Origin of the sequence: Aeromonas sp. 97A (assembly GCF_051919185.1) — a bacterium.
GTDB lineage: Bacteria > Pseudomonadota > Gammaproteobacteria > Enterobacterales > Aeromonadaceae > Aeromonas > Aeromonas veronii.
In genome coordinates this window covers 1,637,493-1,655,872 of sequence record NZ_JBQBFF010000001.1, presented here as the reverse complement: position 1 = coordinate 1,655,872, position 18,380 = coordinate 1,637,493, and the positions used below count along the sequence as shown (strand labels likewise).

The following is an 18,380-nucleotide window of genomic DNA, read 5'->3' as shown; positions in this document are numbered from 1 at the left end:
ACGTTGGATTTATTTGAATTTAAACATGATTATCGACCCCGCTATCCCGTCAGGCAAACCCTTTTCTGAGAGGTAGCGCAATTGTTTCCACACCCGTGGCGGGGTAAGATCCCCCGGCTATCAAAACAGGCCCGTTGGGCGAGGTTGTAATGAATATCTATATCATGCGTCATGGCCAGGCTGGCATGAATGCGAAAACAGATGAACAGCGTCCATTGACCGAGCAGGGTATTGAAGAGTCTATCCAGATGGCCCGCTGGCTGGCGCCTCAGCTGATTGGCCCGCTGGATCGGGTGATCCACAGCAACTATCTGCGGGCACGACAGACCTGGCAAGCCATATGCAGTGAATTACCTGACGCAGCAGCCGTTGAAGAGAGTGGCGACATTACCCCTTACGGTGATCCCGCTTTCGTGGCCAGCTACCTCACCACCCTGGCACAGCAACATGACCAGATCCTGATGGTCAGCCATCTGCCGCTGGTGGGTTATCTGGTGCAAAGCCTCTGCCCGGCCGCAGGAGCACCCATGTTCGCTACCTCGGGGATCGCTTGTATCGAGTGGCACGATGGCAAAGGAGCCTTGCTCTGGCTCGAAGGGCCGCATACAATAGGCTAAAAGTTAATAAAAAGTTATAGATTGAATTTTTTGGGAAGAGATGGGCGATTTTTCCGGATTTTTATAAATACTTTACGGAATTAATTCGCAGAAGCTGCTGTCATACGGATACAACTGCAAGAGGTTGCAAACGATGAGAGTGTTCAAGAAGTACCTGCCACTGATGGTGGCAAAGCATGTCAAAACCTTCTTTAAAGGTCGGATTTACATCCATGGTCGGGGGCGGTTTGATTTCCAATCCGGTTTGTTGCTGATGCCGAATCCGGCGGATATTCCCCACCGCCAGACAGTCACCGAGGTCAACGAGCTGATCTCCAGACTGCACATGGATGCCGCGTGATGCGCTTCTGAACCTGTTTCTGCACTGATATGCCCGCACTTTTGCGGGCATATTTGTTTCTGGCGACTGGCGTTCACCATGTGGCTGTTTAGGCCCACACCTTTGTTTCTCTCCCATCGCCCCCTATACTGGCCCGCTGTTGTCTCTTCGGTCTGGATCCTCTCATGCCCCTTGCCTTTCTGTTTCCCTTCTCCTGCATTGCCATCTGGGCTGGCAATGGCATCGTCAGCAAACTGGCGGTTGGTGTGTTGTCCCCGGCAGCCTTGGCCTGGTCGCGCTGGGTGGTGGCTGCGCTGGTATTAAGTCCGTTTCTGGCCCGTCGGGTATGGCGTATGCGTGCCCGCTTGCGCGCCGGCTGTTGGCAGATCGCCATGCTGGCTTCGCTGGGCATGGTGCTCAACCAGACTTTTGGGTACTACGCGGCGCAAACGTTGGGGGCCACAGAGATGGGGTTGATGATGGGACTGACGCCGCTGCTGACCGTGTTGTTCAGCATCTGGCTGCTGCGCGAGCGGCCCACCTGGGGCGCCGTGTTGGGGGCGCTGCTCTCTATCCTTGGCTTGTCTATCTTGCTGGGGCAGGGGGATCCGACCCGGCTGTTTACCCAAGGCATTCATATCGGCTCTGTCTATATGCTGATTTCGGCCGGTACTTATGCCCTTTACAGCGTGCTGCTCAAGAAGTGGGATCTGGGGCTCGACAACTGGTCGCTGCTCTACGGTCAGGTGATCTGCAGTGTGGTGATCCTGACCCCATTCTTTTTGCTGGTGGATGGCCAGTGGCCGGATGGTCGGGCCCTGTGGCTGATCCTCTATGCCGGTATCCCCACTTCGGCACTCTCGCCCTGGCTCTGGATGCAGGGTATCGCTCTGCTCGGTGCCAACCGTACCGCCATCTTTATGAACCTGCTGCCGGTGATGACGGCTGGCCTTGCCATCACCCTGCTGGGTGAGCGGTTAACCAGCTATCACCTGATCGGGGGTGGGCTGACCCTGCTGGGTGTCTTGCTGGCACAGCTGCTGGTGCGTCCGGTGGTGATGGGTCGCCGCCGGGTGGTGCTGGCACCCTGTCCCGAAGAGTAATCTTGCGTGAAGGTGTAAGTAGGCCCAATGGCCCGCTTGGCTGCCAATGAAAAGCGCCTGCAGCAATGTAGGCGCTTTTTATTTTGCTAGGATTTTACTGAGTAATGATGGCAATGGCTTTGTCGTTGCAGCCATGCCCAAGAATGGGCCAAATTTTAACTTAGTGATTTAGATAAATATCTTGCTCTGCATAGGCCAGCAGAGGTGTGCCGAGGTTAGTCCGTTTCGCGCCAAAGAAGCGGGTGAGTACGCCAGATTGCTGTCCCAGTCGCTGCAGCTTGACGTGATCCAGCTCGATCTGCTCGGGTAGCCAGGTAAATACGGCGGCGCAGTGACCATTGCCCAGACTGCGCTCTAGGGTTTGCTGCCAGTTCTTGATTTTGGGGCTATGTACCACCAGCACTCTCTTGGGATCGATACCTCGCTCTTCCAGACGGCTGACTGTGGGGCGTCCCGGCGGGGCGATCAACAAGATCCAGCCGGTATGAGCCTCCCCAAGCTTTGTCAGCTCGCTCAGAAACTGATCATCAGACTGGATAGTCACACCATAATGAGCCAGCTCCGCTTTGCAGGCGGTTCTGGTTGGCCAGGGCTTGCTCATGACACGATTCATCGCAAAGGGCAGTGAGTGCAGGGGCTGGTTCATATATGGGGTTCCTGTATGAATATCCAAGCTGTATGTGCATACAGTAGTTCTATCCTGTGGCAGTGACAAGGTGTTTTTGCTGAAAAATGTGATGGTGTTGGCATGTGTCGTTAGTAAGGTTATGTTTTTAAACACTATTTAATACAAAGCTGGTTGGGTGTTTTTCGTACTATGGACAAACCTTGCGTAACCGCCCATGGTTATACAGGTCATTTACAGGAGGTGCCGCCATGGATATCAGTACCTTGCAACGTCTTGATGCCAACATCTTGCTGGGCATCATCAATGAGAAGCTAAGGCTTGAGTGTGACGGGTTGGAGGAGCTGCTGGCCTATTACAATATGAGTGAAGAGCAGTTGGCAGGACGTCTGGATCAGATTGGGTACCATTACGATCCATTGAGTAATCAGTTCAAAGCACATCTTTAAGGGTGCAATGATTGCTTCATATTTATACGGTAATTTTTCAGGCACATTGAAACCGGTTTCAATGTGCCGTCTTGCTGCCTATTTTCAGGGATTTTCAAGGCTTGGCAATCTCTGAAAACCTATTCATGCCAGAATATTTTTATTATTTCATTAAGTTACTGATAATAAAGAGAATATTTGTTTTTGCTCGATCAATTAAAGGAAAGGGTTTTCAAGCTTTTCAGGCTGTTTTTATCGGTTAAAGTGTGACTTGCGTTAACTTTTAATTCTGCCGCTTTAGTTAGTATTCTCACGCCGGTACATATTTTGAGATAACAACAGCGCCGGTCCCGCAAGCGGGATAACAATTTTATTTGTAACGAAGGAATATGGTTTATGGCTACCAAGAAGAAGACAGACCAGGATCTCCAACTGGATAAAGATCAGCTCAAGGCGAGTATCGTGCGTCACCTGCGTTCTACCTTGGGAACAAGCGAACAGAAAGCCTCTCCCGAAGCGTGGTGGAAAGCCACAGCTGCGGCTGTCAATGAACAGGTGTACGAGCGCCTGACCCGCACTCAGCAGACTCATTTCAAGAAAGATACTCGTGCGATTCACTATCTCTCTGCTGAATTCCTGATGGGACGATTGACTTCCAACAACCTGCACAACCTCTCACTCTACAAGACTTGCGAAGAGGCGCTGGGCGAACTCGGTCTGGAACTGACCGACCTGTGCGAACAAGAGCCGGACATGGCACTTGGCAACGGCGGCCTGGGTCGTCTGGCTGCCTGCTTTATTGACTCGCTGGCCACTCTGAACTATCCGGCGGTTGGTTACGGTATCCACTACGAACACGGTCTGTTCCGTCAGGAAATCCAGGATGGCCGCCAGATCGAGCGTCCGGACTCTTGGCGTGAATATGGCAACCCCTGGGAGATCTGCCGTCCCGAGTCGGTGCAAGAAGTGCCGCTCTATGGCTACGTCGAGACCGTGTTTGGTGACAATGGCGGCCTGAAAAAGGTATGGCACGCCGGTCGCAAGATTAAAGGGGTGCCTTGGGATATTCCGGTGGTCGGTTTTGGCGGTCATACCGTCAACATCCTGCGTTTGTGGGAATCCCGCGCCTCCGAGTTTTTCGATTGGGATGTGTTCAACGCTGGTGGTTATATCGACTCCCAGGCTGAAAAAGCCCAGGCCGAGACCATCTCCAAGGTGCTGTATCCGAACGATGAGACCGATGCAGGTAAAGAGCTGCGTCTGATCCAGCAGTACTTCTTCTGTGCTTGCTCCATCAAGGACATCATGCGCCGCTACAAGCGGGTCCATGGCAGTGACTTCAGCAACTTTGCCGCGCAAATTGCCATTCAGCTCAACGATACTCACCCGACTGTCGCCATCCCGGAACTGATGCGGGTGCTGGTTGACGAGGAAGATCTGAACTGGGATGCCGCTTGGGCTATCTGCTATCAGGTCTTCTCTTATACCAACCACACTCTGCTGCCGGAAGCGCTGGAGAAGTGGTCGGTTAGCCTGTTCGAGAAAGTACTGCCTCGCCATCTGGAGGTGATTTACGAGATCAACGCCCGCTTCCTGAACGAGTTGGTGGAGCCCAAGTGGCCGGGCAACGATGCTATCAAAGCCAAGCTCTCCATCATCGAAGAGGGAGATGTGCGCAAGGTTCGCATGGGCAACCTGTGCGTGATCGGTTCGTCCAAAGTGAACGGTGTGGCCGAGATCCACTCCAAGCTGGTGAAGGAAGATCTCTTCCCCGAGTATGCCGAGCTGTGGCCGGAAAAAATGTGCAACGTGACCAACGGGGTGACCCCGCGTCGCTGGCTGCTGGCGTGCAACCCGGAACTGGCTGGCCTCTACAACGAAGTAGTGGGCAAGGAGTGGCCGCTGCAACTGGACAAACTGCGTGGCGTGGTGAAGTTTGCCGACGACAAGGCGTTCCAGCAGCAGTTCATGACCATCAAGCGTCACAACAAAGAGAAGCTGGTCAAGGTCATCAAAGACGAAACCGGTATCGATGTCAGTGCCGAGGCGATCTTTGACGTTCAGATCAAGCGTCTGCACGAGTACAAGCGCCAGCAACTGAACCTCATTCACATCATGGCACTCTATCGTCGTCTGCTGGCCAACCCGGACTATGACATGCATCCGCGCGTGTTTATCTTCGGCTCCAAAGCGGCGCCCGGTTACAAGCTGGCCAAAGACATCATCTATGCCATCAACAAGCTGGCGGATCGGGTCAATAACGATGCTCGTATCCAGGGCAAGCTGAAAGTGGTGTTCATGCCGAACTATCGCGTGAGTCTGGCCGAGAAGCTGATCCCGGCGGCAGATGTCTCCGAGCAGATCTCCACTGCAGGTTATGAAGCATCCGGTACCGGCAACATGAAGATGGCACTCAACGGTGCAATCACCATCGGGACGCTGGATGGAGCCAACATCGAGATCGCTGAAGAGGCGGGTGCCGAAAACTGTGCCATCTTCGGTCTGAACGTGGACGAAGTGAAGTCGCTGAAGGCGCGCGGTTACAACCCGTACGACTTCTACTATGCCAACTCCGAGCTCAAAGCCGTGCTGGACTGGTTTGATACCGACTACTTCACGCCGGGTCGTCCGGGTGAGCTGGCCTCCATCAAGCGCTCCTTGCTGGAAGGGGGAGACCCTTACCTGACCCTGGCGGACTTCCAGTCCTACTCGGATGCACACAAGCTGATCGATACTTGGTATCGGGATCCTGCACTGTGGGCGAAGAAGGCCATCATCAACTCGGCCACCATGGGTAAGTTCAACTCAGACCGTTCCATCCAGGACTATGTGGATCGGATCTGGGATCTGAAGGCCTGCAACATCGGCTAATCGGATTCATAAATGAGAAAACCCCCGCAATGCGGGGGTTTTTGTTTATTGGGGGGAGGTGGATCAGAGGATATCGCCAACGAAGTAGGCCAGCAGGGCGAGCAACACGGTAAAGACCACGTTCAGAGCCATACCGGCTTTCATCATCTCCCTCTGGCGGATGTGGCCACTGGCAAAGACGATGGCATTGGGCGGCGTGGCGACTGGCAGCATAAAGGCACAGGAGGCACCGATAGCGATCAACACCGACATCACCACAGGTGATACACCCAGCGCCTCGGCGACACCGGCAAACAGGGGAACCAACAGTGCGGCGGTGGCGGTGTTGGAGACCAGCTCGGTCAGGTACACCACGAAGGCGGCCAGCATAAGCAACACAACAAAAATGTTGGCGTTGGAGAGTACGGCCGACAGATGGCTGGCCAGGAATGCGCTGGTACCAGTGGCCTTGAGAATGGCGCTCAGGGTCAGACCGCCGCCAAACAGCATCAGCACGCCCCAGTCGGTGTTCTGGTTGACGTCATCCCAGCTGGCGACACGGCTGACCACGATGGCCACGATGGCGCCCATGGCAATCAGGGTGTCGAGTTGCGGAATACCGCCAAAGGCGTTGGAGATGGGTTGTGATCCGATCCAGAGCACAACGGTGGTCAGGAAGATTGCCAGCGTCACTTTACGCTCGCGGGTCCAGTTGATGGTGACATCCTGGATCTCGACGCGGTGGCTGAGACGCGGGCGGGTCACCAGATAGAGCAGGGCAATGCCGCAGGGCATCAGGATCAGCACAACTGGAACACCGAATTTCATCCAGTCAGTGAAGCCAATCCCCATCTGGGCGGCTGCGATGGCGTTGGGTGGGCTACCCACCAGGGTGCCGATGCCGCCGATACTGGCGCTGTAGGCGATCCCCAGCAATACGAAGACGAAGGTGGCGCGCTCTTTTTTGCTATCGAGGCGTGCCAGCATACCGATCGCCAGTGGCAGCATCATGGCGGTGGTAGCGGTGTTGCTGATCCACATCGACATGGCGGCTGTGATGGTAAAGAGCAGGATGACGCCCCAACCCAGATGACCATTGGCCAGGTGCATCACCTTGCCTGCCATCAGGGTATCCAGTCCCTGTTTTGAGAGGGCTGCCGCGAGGGCGAAACCGCCAAAAAAGAGGAACAGGATCGGGTTGGCAAAATCGGTGAGGGATTTGCTCATGTCAAACACCCCGAGCACGGTAGCCAGCAAGGGCACCAGCAGCGCGGTGATGGTGACGTGCAGTGCTTCGGTCAGCCAGAGGATGGCGATAAAGACCAGAATGCCCAGCCCCTTGTTGACCATGGGGTCAAACGGGAGCCAGGCGAGCATGGCACAAAGTAGCAAAACATCCAGGATGACGATCCCTGATTTGATGTCCAGCCAGCGAGATGGAGCAGAGGGTACAGCTGATGTGTGCATAATGTTCTCTCGGTTAATTTATGGTTGTTTTTGTGTTGCCGAGATTACATCCATTCACTTGTTTGAAACAGACTCACATGTTGAAAATCAGCCTCTACTCACATACTCATTGATAAAAATGAGGAAATGAACACATAAATAAAACATGTGCGAAATATAAATCAAACATCCATGAACTGTTCCAGCCATTGCTTGAACATGCTCTTGGGCAAGGAGCCATTTATCTGGTTCACCAGTTTGCCCTGTTTGAAGACCATCAGGGTGGGGATGCTGCGAATGGCGTAACGGGCGGCAATGGTGCTCTGCTGCTCGGTATCGACTTTGACAAAGCGCATCCGTGGTTCGAGTTCATGGGCAACCTCATGAAATACCGGAGCAAACTGCTGGCAGGGGCCGCACCAGCTGGCCCAGAAATCGACCACGACCGGGATGTCTGAGTTGATCAGGGTATCGAAGTTATCCGCATTCCCGAGGCAAGGGGTCTGGCTGAACAGGAGGGCTTTGCAGCGCCCGCATTTGGCAGATGTATCGATATGGGTACCGGGCAGGCGGTTCCTAGTAAAGCAGTGGCTACAATAAGTAGTGATAAATGACATAATTGGTTCCTTCTAAATCAGCTCTGGCCGGGGATATGATGAGAAGCCAGAATGAAGCAATCGCGAAACAATAGCGAAATATCAGAGCAATAACGGTAACACAGTGCCCAGCGGGAGTGGATAATTCCCCCAGGGTTCATTGCCTAACCGGATAATTCAGCGACCACCAGATGAGAGTCGAGACGGGATGAATAAAGGATCACGGAAAAACCGTGCTGTGCCAGGGCTGATCGTTGCCTTGCTGCTCGCCTTTTCGGGCTACTGCTGGCAGTCGCTCAGTCAGCAGCAACAGGCCCACGACCTGAACGACGCGGCCGAGGTGGTGCTGAACCGGATCAACGCCGATACCGTCTATCTGCTTGGGCGGGAGCAGGCCAATGACAGCAATGTCCAGCAGCGCCTGAACCAGTTATCCATCACCCTTGACGGTTTTGTACGGGAAGTCAGAAGCGATCCCGAGCTGGTGCAAGAGGAGCTCTCCCAGGCACTGCTTGATGACATGGACACCTATCTGATGGCGCTGGCCAGGCTTCATGCCATTGAGATGGCTATCGAGTACCTCAATGCGCCCCTGCAGGCCCAGATTAAAAAGGTGCGGGGGATAAGCCCGTCAGACAGTGCGCTTCATCGAGACCTGGAGGAGCTGGCGCAACTGAGCAACTATCTGCAGCGCAGTTGGGACAAACGTGAACAGACTACGCTGGACCAGCTGCAACAGCAGTTGCAATCCCGTTATGGCAACTTGCCGGAGATCGCTACCCTGATCCGCCTGAGCAGGGAGGTGAGTCAGCAGGTGATGGCCTATCACACCTTGCGTTACCAGCTCATCGACATGCATGTGATCGAGAGTCTGGTGCGCTGGAAACTCGACAAGCTGGAGCGCGCTTCCTCTTTGATGAACCGCTTCTATCTGATGGTGCTGTGCGGGGCCTTGATCTGCTTTGCGCTGGTGGCCTTCACCCTGTGGCGTCGCAACCAGAAGCTGAGCGAGTTGTCGCGCCAGACCGGCTTGCTGGCCCAGGCCAAAAGCGATTTTCTGGCCAACATGAGCCACGAGATCCGCACCCCCATGAATGCCATCATAGGTTTTAGCTCGCTGGCACTGCAGACCGAATTGGATCAACAACAGCGGGACTATCTGGGCAAGATCAAATCCTCATCCGATACCCTGCTGTTGCTGATCAACGACATCCTTGATTTGACCAAGGTGGAGTCAGGCAAGCTGACGTTGGAGGAGATCGACTTCGATCTCAGCGAGCAGCTCGATTCGCTGGCGGGCATGTTTGCCGATCTGGCGGAGCGCAAACACGTGGAAGTGGTTATTCGCAAGTCACCGGAGGTGCCGGTCTTCTTGCGTGGGGATCCCTTGCGACTGGGACAAGTGCTGGTCAATCTGGTGAACAACGCCATCAAGTTTACCGAACGCGGTGAAGTCGAAGTCTGCATCGAGCTGGCCAATCCTCACCCAATGCGGATCCGCTTCAGTGTTCGCGATACCGGCATCGGCATTGCCGAAGAGAAGCAGACCCAACTGTTTCAGGCGTTTACCCAGCTGGAGGCGGGCAATACCCGCAAATATGGCGGCTCGGGACTCGGGCTCAATATCTCCCAGCGGCTGGTGGAGCTGATGGGGGGGCGGATCACCGTAGAGAGCAAGCCTGGCGTCGGCTCTCTGTTCAAGTTCGATATCCCGATGGCGCAGGCGGTCTACGGCGTGGCTGGACGGAAAGTCTTCTTCGAGAACCAGCCGTTGGTGATGGTGATGGATGACAACGAACTGGTGCTGGATCTGGCCCGGGACATTCTGACACGCGCGGGAGTGCGAGTGCTGCCGGTTAACTCCCTTTCCCGCGCCCGTCAGCTGCTCCGTGAAGAGGGACCGAATCTGCGGTTGGCGATCCTCGACTGGCGCATGGGTCAGGAGGATGGGCTCGATCTGGCGCTGGAGATGTATCAGCACAGCCAGTGGCGGCGGATCCCCATCCTGATGATCAGTGCCTGGGCCAGAGAGGGGCTACACGCCAGGATGGACAGCATGGGGCTGACCCATTTTCTGCCCAAACCGATGACCGAAAATGCCCTGCTGGCCAAGGTGGACGAACTGCTCAACGGCAGCTCTTACGAGCTCAACCTGCGCAAGGCCGAGGCACAGGGGGATCAGCAACACTTCAAATCCCTGTTGCAGGGTACCCGAGTGCTGTTGGCGGAAGACAACCGGGTCAATCAGCAGCTCATCATCGAGTATCTGCGGCGCGTCGATGCGGTAGTGTGTGTGGTCAGCAATGGTCGGGAGGCGGTGGAGCGGGTCGCCGAGCAGCCTTTTGACGTGATCCTGATGGATTTGCAGATGCCGGTGCTGGACGGACTCGATGCCACCCGCCAGATCCGCAAGATGGTCGACAAACACGATGTGCCCATCATTGCCCTCACCGCCAGCGCCATGCCCGGTGACAAGGAGCGTTGCCTGGGGGTGGGGATGAATGGCTATGTCACCAAGCCGGTGAGCAAGCTGGATCTCTACAACAACCTGCTGCAGTGGGTAAAGCCGCAAGGGGTGGAGCAGGCGGGGATCATGGAGGTGAAACCGCCGGATATGATCGGGATCCTCGATCTGCAGGATGCCCTCAAGCGGCTGGAGCAGGACAAGGAGGCGTTGCAGATCCTGTTCAAGCTGTTCATGTCGGAACACAAGGACGATCTGTGGGAGATCCGCTCCGCCCTGCGCCGTCAGCAGCCCGAGGTGGCCAGCAAGCTGCTGCACACCCTCAAGGGGGTGTCTGCCAATATCTCGGCGGCCCGTCTGCAATTGGTGGCTGGCGAGCTGGAGTGGCGCTTGCGGCAAAACGAGGTGCTAAGCGAGACGGATCTGGAGCAGTTGCAACAGGTCTTTAGCCAGACCCGGGAAGAGGTGTCACACTTCCTGTTGACCGGTGAGCAGCATGAAAATTCGTATAATCCCTATTCATCAGGGGATGATCGCATGTCACAGTGAATTAAATAGTAATTATTCTCAACCATTCCGGTTCGGGATATGATGAGCTTTCGTTCGAATCGCCTCCAGCCGGAGGCGATTGTTTTCATTCTTCTATTTCTGCGTGGCTTCTCTGATGGCCGTTCCTTGGAGCGGTCACGGGCAGAGAGCGCTAAAGGTTGGTGGTGTGAGCGTATTTCTACGATTGAGCTGGTTTTTCAAGGAGCAGTGGCCCCGTTATCTGGCTGCCATCTCCCTGCTGCTGATGGTGGCCCTGTTGACCGTGATTCCGCCCAAAGTGGTGGGCTGGGTGGTTGATGGCATCACCAAGGGCGGTCTCGACAATGGCACCCTGATGCGCTATCTGGCGGGACTGTTTGGTCTGGGTGTGCTGATTTATCTGCTGCGCTACGTCTGGCGGGTGATGCTGTTTGGTGCCTCTTACCGTCTGGCCTATGTGTTGCGCAATCGCCTTTTCAGCCATTTCACCCGGATGAGCCCAGATTTTTATCAGCGCCACCGTACTGGCGATTTGATGGCCCATGCCACCAATGACATTCAGGCGGTGGAGATGACCGCTGGCGAAGGGGTGCTGACTCTGGTGGACTCCATCATGGTCGGGGTATTGGTGCTCTCCATCATGTGCAGCCAGTACTCCTGGCAGTTGACGCTGGTCTCCTTGCTGCCGCTGCCGGTGATGGCCTATTTCATGAACCGCTTCGGCACCCAGATCTACACCCAGTTCAAGGCGGCGCAAGGGGCCTTCTCCAGGCTCAACAACAAGACCCAGGAGGCCCTTTCCGGCGTGCGGGTGTTGAAATCCTATGCGGTTGAATCGCTGGAAGATGAAGGCTTTGCCGAGCTGACCAAACAGGCGGGGGAGCGCAATATGGCGGTGGCCCGCATCGATGCCAAGTTCGATCCGGTCATCTATCTCTGTATCGGTTGCTCCTACTTCCTCGCGGTGGCGGGGGGCAGTGTGCTGGTGCTGCGCGATGAGTTGACCCTGGGTGAGCTCACCAGCTTCACCATGTACCTTGGCCAGCTGATCTGGCCGATGTTTGCCATCGCCTGGCTGTTCAACATCATCGAGCGGGGCAGCGCCGCCTACTCCCGTATCGAAAGCCTGCTGGGGGAGCGTAGCGATATCGAAGATCCCGCCCAGCCGGCGGCGTTTATCTCTGCCTTTCCTTTGCAGATCAAGGGGGTGAGCTATCGACTCGAGCAGCGCACCCTGCTTGCGGATATCGACGTTACCCTCAAGCAAGGGGGGATGCTCGGGGTGGTGGGGCGCACCGGGGCAGGCAAGAGCTCCCTGCTCAAGCTGTTGATGCGCCTTGCCAATCCGACTCACGGTTCGATTGTCATGGGTGGCGTTCCGATTGACCAGCTGCCGCTCGCCACACTGCGCAGCCAGTTTGCCTATGTGCCGCAGGAGCCATTCCTGTTTTCCACCACTATCGCCGCCAATATCGCCCTCGGCAAACCCGATGCGAGCCGCGAGGAGGTCGAACGGGTGGCGCGCATTGCCTGTGTCCACGATGATATCGTGCGTTTCCCCAAGGGCTATGAGACCGAGGTGGGGGAGAAAGGGGTGACCCTCTCCGGCGGCCAGAAACAGCGGCTGGCCATTGCCCGCGCCCTGCTGCTGGATGCGCCCATTCTGGTGCTCGATGATGCGCTCTCGGCGGTGGATGCCCACACCGAGCAGCAAATTCTGCACGCTCTCAAAGCCCATCGTCGCACCCTGATCCTGGTCAGCCATCGCATGACGGCGGTGGAGCAGGCCGACGAGATCCTGGTGCTGGAGCAGGGGACCGTTAGCGAACGGGGTCATCACGGTGCCCTGATGGCGCACAATGGCTGGTATGCAGATATGGTGCGTTATCAGCGTCTCGAAGAAGCGGTGGAGGAGAGCCTGTGAATCCGACCATTAAACGACTGCTCGCCTACTGCGCCCAGTATCCTCGCTGGCTTATTCAGGCGGGGATCTGTTTGCTGCTCGCAACCGGCGCCGAAGTGGCCGGACCGCTACTGATCAAGCTCTTTATCGATGACTATCTGGCGCCTCGCAATATTGTGCTGCCCACCATTGCCCTGATCGCAGCGGGCTATCTGGGTTTGCAGGTGCTGTCGGCGGCGGGTTTCTATTTGCAATCCTTGCGCTTCAATCGCATCGCTCAGGCGGTGGTGCAAACCCTGCGCGAGCAGGTATTTGCTACCGCCATCCGGTTGCCAGCCCGCTATTTTGACAAGCATCGCTCCGGCTCGCTGATTTCCCGCATCACCAACGACACCGAAGCGATCATGAACCTCTATGTGCAGGTGATCGGCTTGCTGGTGCAAAAGGTGGTGCTGCTGTGCGGCATCCTCATCTCCATGGCGCTGCTGGATCTGCGGCTGATGCTGGTCTGCTCCCTGTTGCTGCCCGCAGTGGGTGGGGTGATGTGGCTCTACCAGAAACTGAGCGTGCCAGTGGTGCGAGCGACCCGGAGTCTGCTTTCCGACATCAACAGCCGCCTCAACGAATCGCTGCAGGGGATGCCGGTGATCCAGGCCATGGTGCAGGAGCGCCACTTTGCCAACGCCTTTGCCGAGGTGAACCAGCAACACTGGTCGGCACGGATCAAGAGCCTCAAGATCAACGGCATTTTGCTGCGCCCGCTCATCGATCTCTTCTACATGCTGGTGCTGATTGGCCTGTTGGCGCTGTTTGCCCACGAGGGATTGAGCAGCACTGGTGCCATTCAGGTAGGGGTGCTCTACGCCTTTATAAGCTATCTGGGCCGGATGATCGAGCCGCTCATCGAGATGACCAACCAGCTCAACCAGCTGCAGCAGGCGATGGTGGCGGGGGAGCGGGTCTTTGCCCTGCTCGATGAAACCCGCGAGAGCACCGACGGCGAGATGATCCCGCTGGAAGGGCGGGTCAGTTTCGAGCGGGTGAGCTTCTCCTACGATGGTGAGCAGCAGGTGCTGCGGGAGGTCAGTTTTGCCGCGAAACCGGGCCAGATGCTGGCGCTGGTGGGCCATACCGGCAGCGGCAAGTCCACCATTATCAGCCTGCTGATGGGCTTCTATCCGCTGGATCAGGGGCAGATCCGCTTCGATGATCACGCACTGGATACCCTGTCGCTGGCGGCGGTGCGCCGCAGCATCGGGCTGGTGCAGCAGGATCCTTTTATCTTTGTCGGCACCCTGGCGGAGAACCTGCGTCTCGGCCGCGCCGGCATAGATGACGCGCGGCTCTGGCAGGCGCTGAGCGAGGTGCAGCTGGCCGAGTTTGTGCACAGCTTGCCACAGGGGATCAACACCCTGATGGAGGAGGGTGGCAAGAACCTCTCCGCCGGTCAGCGGCAACTGCTCTCCTTTGCCCGCGCACTGGTGGGAGATCCGCGTATCCTCATTCTGGATGAAGCGACGGCCAGCGTGGACTCCCAGACCGAGTTGGCGCTGTCGCAGGCGATCTCTGCTGCCCGTCGTGGCCGCACCACCATCGCCATCGCCCACCGCCTCTCGACCATCGTCGATGCGGACGAGATCCTGCTGCTCTCCCGCGGTCAGGTGAATGAGCGGGGTACCCATGGTGAGTTGATGGCCCTCGGCGGTCACTATGCCCAGCTGTTCGAGATGCAGAGTCAGGGGGCTTGGCTCGAAGAGAAGCGCGCCTGATCGGCACATTTGCTGTAACAGCGACATGAGTGAAAAGAGGGAACCGGTGCGGTTCCCTCTGTTTTTTTGCGTTGGGCAAAGGTCGTAACCGTGATCCCTGTGCTTGTCGAATGGCGCAGATGCAGGCAACATGTTGTTTACATTAACTCATCGGATCAGTTCGCATATGGATTTGCAACGCTTCAAAGCCAATCTGGCGCTTCGGCTGTTTGCCTGGCGCTATATTCCCGTCATCGGGTTTTGTGCCCCGATCATCGAAGAGATGAACGCCAAAGCGCTGCGCATTCGCATTCCTCTTGGCTGGCGTACCCGCAACCACCTGGGCAGCATGTATTTTGGCGCGCTGGCGACCGGCGCCGATCTGGTAGGTGGTCTACTGGTGATGGAGAAGGGGCGGCAGCGGCGCAAGAAGGTGCACTTCGCCTTCAAGGATGTGCAGGGGGAGTTTTTGAAACGACCGGAGGGGGATGTGCAGTTCGACTGCGCAGCGGGGGAGGAGATTGACGCCATGATCGACGAGTCGCTGGCAAGCGGTCAGCGCATTAATCGCCCCATCCGGGTGGTGGCCACCTGCCCGTCATTGAACGGGGATGAGGCGATGGCGCGTTTTGTGCTGACCCTGTCGATCAAGGCCAGCTAGCGGGTTGCCGGAGAGTGGCTCCCCGAAACGGGTTTAGCCAATCTCCGGGCTGACACCCTCTTTCACCACGACCTTCATGCCGTTGAAGTTGACCACCTGTTCGGCCACGATCTTGCAGCGCTTGCGGGTCTCCACCTGACCGTCCACCTCGACCAGCCCTTCGGCAACGAGGGCTTTGGCGGCGCCGCCACAATCGGCCCACCCCTGATGTTTGATAAGGTCACACAAGGCAACGAAGGGGTGACCTTCGAGCAGAAACGTCTCCATGGGAAATCCTCTAGATGGATGAATGCCGGATACAGCAGGGCGACTATTTTAGGCAGTTCGCTCAGGCAAAGAAAGGAAGAGGGGCCACTCGCTGCGAAAAAGTGGCCGATTGTCTTTAAGGTGGCGCTTTCGCAAGACCTGATGGAGAGGTGAGAGGGCCACCCGTGACGTATCGTGACGCACCTCGTCCCTGCTGGTGTGCCCACATTAGCCCCTGACTGTTAGGATCGGGCCACTCTCAATGGCCCAAGGAACTTTCCATGACACTCTCCCGCCTGCTGCTGGCATGCAGCGCCCTGACTCTGTGCGGTGTCGCGCAGGCCAGTACTCCGGTGCAGGTCTCGCTGCCTGGGGTCAATTTGCCCGCGTCCCATCAGGTGGAAGGGGCGCGCGCCTCGCTGCTCTACGGCCGGACCGGTCAGGTGAAGGGTATTGATCTGCCGATCTTCGCCCTCTCCGATGTGGATCAGTTCAGCGGCCTGCAGCTCGGGATCTTCCTCGGTGCTGGTCGGGTGCGCCACCAGTTTGGCGGGGTCGCCATCAACGCCATCAACTGGCACGAAGGGCAAGATACCGGCGTCAATCTGGGGCTGGTCAACCTGACCAACAATGTACAGGGGCTTAACTGGGGAGCGGTCAATATCGCCAAGGGCAATGCGCTGGCCAACGTCGGCTTCGTCAACTATGCCGAGCGTACCACCTTCCAGATTGGCTTTATCAATGCGACCAAGCACCTCGATGGCTTGCAGATCGGGCTGGCCAACTATGCCGCCAACGGCGTGTTCCCCATTCTGCCACTGGTGAACTTCCAGAAATCGTTCTGAGTGGGCGGTTCGCTTTGCGTTAAGGGCCTCTGCTGATTACCCTGTGCCTCTTGCAACTTGTGACAGGCGAACAGAGGTAATTGATGACGGCAGGGCAAATGAGTGCAATCGGGATCGGCTGGGATGTGCGTGGCTGGCAGGGCAGTGCCCAGGCGGTGGCCGTGGTGGGCTGGCAGGCCGAATCCAACCGCCTGCACTGGCTCGGGGTGTCGCCGCTGTTTCGTCTGAGCTCGCGGGTGGCGCCGGATCTGGCCGCCCTGCTGCGTCCGGCCCTGCAAAACGAGCTGACCCTGATGCAGGTAGAAGCCTGCCCGCAACTGGCGCTCGGTATCGATGCTCCGCTCGCCTTTCCCCGCGCCTTGCGGGATCTGCTCAACGGCCAACAACACAGCTGCGCCGCTCCCGAGCGGGAGATAGACAACCCCTATGCCTATCGCGACTGCGAGCGCTGGCTGTATCAGCAGTACGGCAAGAAGCCGCTGTCGGCTACCTTCGACCGGCTCGGCAACAACGCCACTCTGGCGCTCTCTATGCTGCCGCAGCTCTCTGATCTGCAACTGGTGCCGACCGTTGCCCCGAAGGCCAGTCGTGCCGTGCTGGAGGTCTATCCGGCATTGGCCAAATTGGGCGGCAAGGCCTCCCCGGCACGACCCGAGCTGGCGGCCTTACTGCCTGCGGACGTGATGGTCGGCACCGATCGCTACGATGCGGCGCTCTGCGCCCTGATGGCGCTGCAATATGCCGCTGGTGGCAAGGTGACTGTGTTGCCTGAGCTGATTTCGCCACCCAGTGACATGCCTTGTGATGAGGGATGGGTCTATCACTTTGCCCGTCATGCTGTTGAACGCAACGGCATGTGACGGACGGACGCGGCGCATCATGGCTCCGCTCATCCTGTCGACGCGGGCCAAATGGCGCAAAAAACCTGTCTTTAGTCAGGAAATTGCCTGTTCATCCCGCGCCAAGGTGGCGCATCGTTATCTTCATCCGATATATTGCCCACCTTGCTGATCCTTTGCTGTGGTATTCCCGATGAAATCCGTTCTCTCTATTCAGTCCCACGTGGTCTTTGGTTGTGCCGGCAACAGCGCGGCCGTCTTCCCCATGCGCCGCCTTGGTATGGATGTATGGCCCATCAACACGGTGCAGTTTTCCAACCACACCCAATATGCCCAGGGGTGGCAGGGAATGGCGATGCCGGCAGGTCATATCAGTGCGCTGGTGAAAGGATTGGGCAATATCGAGGTGTTGAGCCAGTGTGACGCCGTGCTGAGCGGCTACCTTGGCTCCGCCGAGCAGGGGGACGAGATCCTGACCGTGGTCAACGCCGTCAAGGCGGCCAACCCCGATGCCATCTACTTCTGCGACCCTGTGATGGGTCACCCGGAGAAGGGGTGCATCGTTGCCCCCGGCGTCGCCCGTTTCCTGACCGAGCAGGCGCTGCCGGTGGCCGACATGATGGCCCCCAACCTGCTGGAGCTGGAGACCCTCTGTGATACCCATCTGGCTGATCTGGATCAGACCCGCGCGGCTGCCCATCAGCTGCTGGCCCGCGGCGTCAAGCTGGTGCTGGTCAAGCATCTCGGTCGTGCGGCGCAGGACTCCAGCCGCTTCGAGATGCTGCTGGCCACCCCGCAAGGGGATTACTTGATTGCCCGTCCGCTCTATGACTTTGCCCGCCAGCCGGTGGGGGTGGGCGATCTTATCAGCGCCCTGATGCTGGCCAATTTGCTGGCCGGTCACGATGCGGTCAGCGCGTTCGAGCGCACCAACGCCTCGGTAGATGCGGTGCTGCAGGAGACCTGGCGTCAGCAGGCTTACGAGCTGCAACTCATCGCCGCGCAAGATGCCTTCGCCCTGCCAGAGGTTGCGGTGCGAGCGGTGAAACTGCCCTGAGTCAGCGCGGACGTTCGTCTATCCCGACAAGGGATGGGATGCAAATGAAAAAGGCTTGCCAATGGGCAAGCCTTTTTACTGTTTGCCTGTTTAGTGCGGCAAGCA

General features: G+C 57.3%; 16 protein-coding genes. 12 read left to right on the top strand and 4 right to left on the bottom strand.

All coding sequences use genetic code 11. The features are described from left to right. The first annotated feature begins 149 nt into the window (after positions 1 to 149). From sixA to ACTG27_RS07365, 3 genes are all read left to right on the top strand, one after another. Complete coding sequence (gene sixA, locus ACTG27_RS07375) at positions 150 to 617, top strand: phosphohistidine phosphatase SixA (RefSeq protein WP_439979416.1); 468 nt, start codon at positions 150 to 152, stop codon at positions 615 to 617. Positions 618 to 750: 133 nt separating this feature from the next. Continuing rightward, the gene (locus tag ACTG27_RS07370; RefSeq protein ID WP_005336998.1) at positions 751 to 957 is read left to right on the top strand and encodes a DUF1107 domain-containing protein; all 207 of its coding nucleotides are present in this window, start codon (positions 751 to 753) and stop codon (positions 955 to 957) included. 164 nt (positions 958 to 1,121) lie between these two features. After that, positions 1,122 to 2,039, top strand: a complete 918-nt coding sequence (locus tag ACTG27_RS07365; RefSeq protein ID WP_127006572.1) for a DMT family transporter — start codon at positions 1,122 to 1,124, stop codon at positions 2,037 to 2,039. Between the two features lie 160 nt (positions 2,040 to 2,199). Here the strand turns inward: ACTG27_RS07365 and ACTG27_RS07360 are convergent, their stop codons facing one another. Beyond that, complete coding sequence (locus ACTG27_RS07360; protein ID WP_005333614.1) at positions 2,200 to 2,685, bottom strand: cell division inhibitor; 486 nt, start codon at positions 2,683 to 2,685, stop codon at positions 2,200 to 2,202. A 230-nt stretch (positions 2,686 to 2,915) separates the two neighbouring features. Here ACTG27_RS07360 and ACTG27_RS07355 point away from each other — a divergent pair, with 230 nt between their 5' ends. Together ACTG27_RS07355 and ACTG27_RS07350 are read left to right on the top strand one after the other, a co-directional pair. Then, on the top strand, positions 2,916 to 3,113 hold the full coding sequence (locus ACTG27_RS07355) for a DUF4250 domain-containing protein (RefSeq protein ID WP_127006571.1): 198 nt from the start codon (positions 2,916 to 2,918) through the stop codon (positions 3,111 to 3,113). 375 nt (positions 3,114 to 3,488) lie between these two features. Beyond that, entirely contained in the window at positions 3,489 to 5,963 is a 2,475-nt protein-coding gene (locus ACTG27_RS07350) for a glycogen/starch/alpha-glucan phosphorylase (RefSeq protein ID WP_005361122.1), read from the top strand. Between the two features lie 63 nt (positions 5,964 to 6,026). Here the strand turns inward: ACTG27_RS07350 and ACTG27_RS07345 are convergent, their stop codons facing one another. Beyond that, a complete protein-coding gene (locus ACTG27_RS07345) occupies positions 6,027 to 7,409 on the bottom strand; it encodes an SLC13 family permease (RefSeq protein WP_439979415.1) in 1,383 nt (460 codons plus the stop codon). A 161-nt stretch (positions 7,410 to 7,570) separates the two neighbouring features. Beyond that, entirely contained in the window at positions 7,571 to 8,005 is a 435-nt protein-coding gene (gene trxC, locus ACTG27_RS07340; protein ID WP_439979414.1) for a thioredoxin TrxC, read from the bottom strand. Between the two features lie 187 nt (positions 8,006 to 8,192). Here trxC and ACTG27_RS07335 point away from each other — a divergent pair, with 187 nt between their 5' ends. From ACTG27_RS07335 to ACTG27_RS07320, 4 genes are all read left to right on the top strand, one after another. Continuing rightward, positions 8,193 to 10,997, top strand: coding sequence for a response regulator (locus ACTG27_RS07335; RefSeq protein ID WP_439979413.1), 2,805 nt, complete (start codon positions 8,193 to 8,195; stop codon positions 10,995 to 10,997). A 166-nt stretch (positions 10,998 to 11,163) separates the two neighbouring features. Next, positions 11,164 to 12,900, top strand: coding sequence for an ABC transporter transmembrane domain-containing protein (locus ACTG27_RS07330; RefSeq protein ID WP_439979412.1), 1,737 nt, complete (start codon positions 11,164 to 11,166; stop codon positions 12,898 to 12,900). Continuing rightward, complete coding sequence (locus ACTG27_RS07325; RefSeq protein ID WP_439979411.1) at positions 12,897 to 14,648, top strand: ABC transporter transmembrane domain-containing protein; 1,752 nt, start codon at positions 12,897 to 12,899, stop codon at positions 14,646 to 14,648. Before ACTG27_RS07330 ends, ACTG27_RS07325 begins: the two co-directional genes overlap by 4 nt. A gap of 166 nt (positions 14,649 to 14,814) precedes the next feature. After that, on the top strand, positions 14,815 to 15,288 hold the full coding sequence (locus ACTG27_RS07320; RefSeq protein ID WP_005352552.1) for a DUF4442 domain-containing protein: 474 nt from the start codon (positions 14,815 to 14,817) through the stop codon (positions 15,286 to 15,288). Between the two features lie 33 nt (positions 15,289 to 15,321). Here the strand turns inward: ACTG27_RS07320 and ybcJ are convergent, their stop codons facing one another. After that, positions 15,322 to 15,555 carry a ribosome-associated protein YbcJ gene (gene ybcJ / locus ACTG27_RS07315; protein ID WP_005361116.1) on the bottom strand — a complete coding sequence of 78 codons (234 nt, stop codon included), beginning with the start codon at positions 15,553 to 15,555 and terminating at the stop codon, positions 15,322 to 15,324. A 260-nt stretch (positions 15,556 to 15,815) separates the two neighbouring features. On the opposite strand from ybcJ, the gene ACTG27_RS07310 reads away from it, so the two are divergent. The 3 genes from ACTG27_RS07310 (at position 15,816) to pdxY (ending at position 18,275) form a co-directional block, all read left to right on the top strand. Beyond that, entirely contained in the window at positions 15,816 to 16,379 is a 564-nt protein-coding gene (locus ACTG27_RS07310) for a VC2662 family protein (protein ID WP_005333596.1), read from the top strand. Positions 16,380 to 16,462: 83 nt separating this feature from the next. Further along, on the top strand, positions 16,463 to 17,239 hold the full coding sequence (locus ACTG27_RS07305; RefSeq protein ID WP_439979410.1) for a DUF429 domain-containing protein: 777 nt from the start codon (positions 16,463 to 16,465) through the stop codon (positions 17,237 to 17,239). A gap of 172 nt (positions 17,240 to 17,411) precedes the next feature. After that, positions 17,412 to 18,275: a pyridoxal kinase PdxY gene (gene pdxY / locus ACTG27_RS07300; protein ID WP_150996407.1), complete on the top strand. Its 864-nt coding sequence runs from the start codon at positions 17,412 to 17,414 to the stop codon at positions 18,273 to 18,275. The last annotated feature ends 105 nt before the right edge of the window (positions 18,276 to 18,380 follow it).

Excerpts from the sequence above, each read along its gene's own strand:
- ACTG27_RS07305 (WP_439979410.1), top strand. The coding sequence starts at position 16,463 with ATGACGGCAGGGCAAATGAGTGCAATCGGGATCGGCTGGGATGTGCGT.
- ACTG27_RS07335 (WP_439979413.1), top strand. The coding sequence starts at position 8,193 with ATGAATAAAGGATCACGGAAAAACCGTGCTGTGCCAGGGCTGATCGTT.
- pdxY (WP_150996407.1), top strand. The coding sequence starts at position 17,412 with ATGAAATCCGTTCTCTCTATTCAGTCCCACGTGGTCTTTGGTTGTGCC.
- ACTG27_RS07350 (WP_005361122.1), top strand. The coding sequence starts at position 3,489 with ATGGCTACCAAGAAGAAGACAGACCAGGATCTCCAACTGGATAAAGAT.
- ACTG27_RS07370 (WP_005336998.1), top strand. The coding sequence starts at position 751 with ATGAGAGTGTTCAAGAAGTACCTGCCACTGATGGTGGCAAAGCATGTC.
- ACTG27_RS07365 (WP_127006572.1), top strand. The coding sequence starts at position 1,122 with ATGCCCCTTGCCTTTCTGTTTCCCTTCTCCTGCATTGCCATCTGGGCT.
- ybcJ (WP_005361116.1), bottom strand. The coding sequence starts at position 15,555 with ATGGAGACGTTTCTGCTCGAAGGTCACCCCTTCGTTGCCTTGTGTGAC.
- ACTG27_RS07345 (WP_439979415.1), bottom strand. The coding sequence starts at position 7,409 with ATGCACACATCAGCTGTACCCTCTGCTCCATCTCGCTGGCTGGACATC.
- ACTG27_RS07310 (WP_005333596.1), top strand. The coding sequence starts at position 15,816 with ATGACACTCTCCCGCCTGCTGCTGGCATGCAGCGCCCTGACTCTGTGC.
- sixA (WP_439979416.1), top strand. The coding sequence starts at position 150 with ATGAATATCTATATCATGCGTCATGGCCAGGCTGGCATGAATGCGAAA.
- ACTG27_RS07320 (WP_005352552.1), top strand. The coding sequence starts at position 14,815 with ATGGATTTGCAACGCTTCAAAGCCAATCTGGCGCTTCGGCTGTTTGCC.
- ACTG27_RS07360 (WP_005333614.1), bottom strand. The coding sequence starts at position 2,685 with ATGAACCAGCCCCTGCACTCACTGCCCTTTGCGATGAATCGTGTCATG.
- trxC (WP_439979414.1), bottom strand. The coding sequence starts at position 8,005 with ATGTCATTTATCACTACTTATTGTAGCCACTGCTTTACTAGGAACCGC.
- ACTG27_RS07355 (WP_127006571.1), top strand. The coding sequence starts at position 2,916 with ATGGATATCAGTACCTTGCAACGTCTTGATGCCAACATCTTGCTGGGC.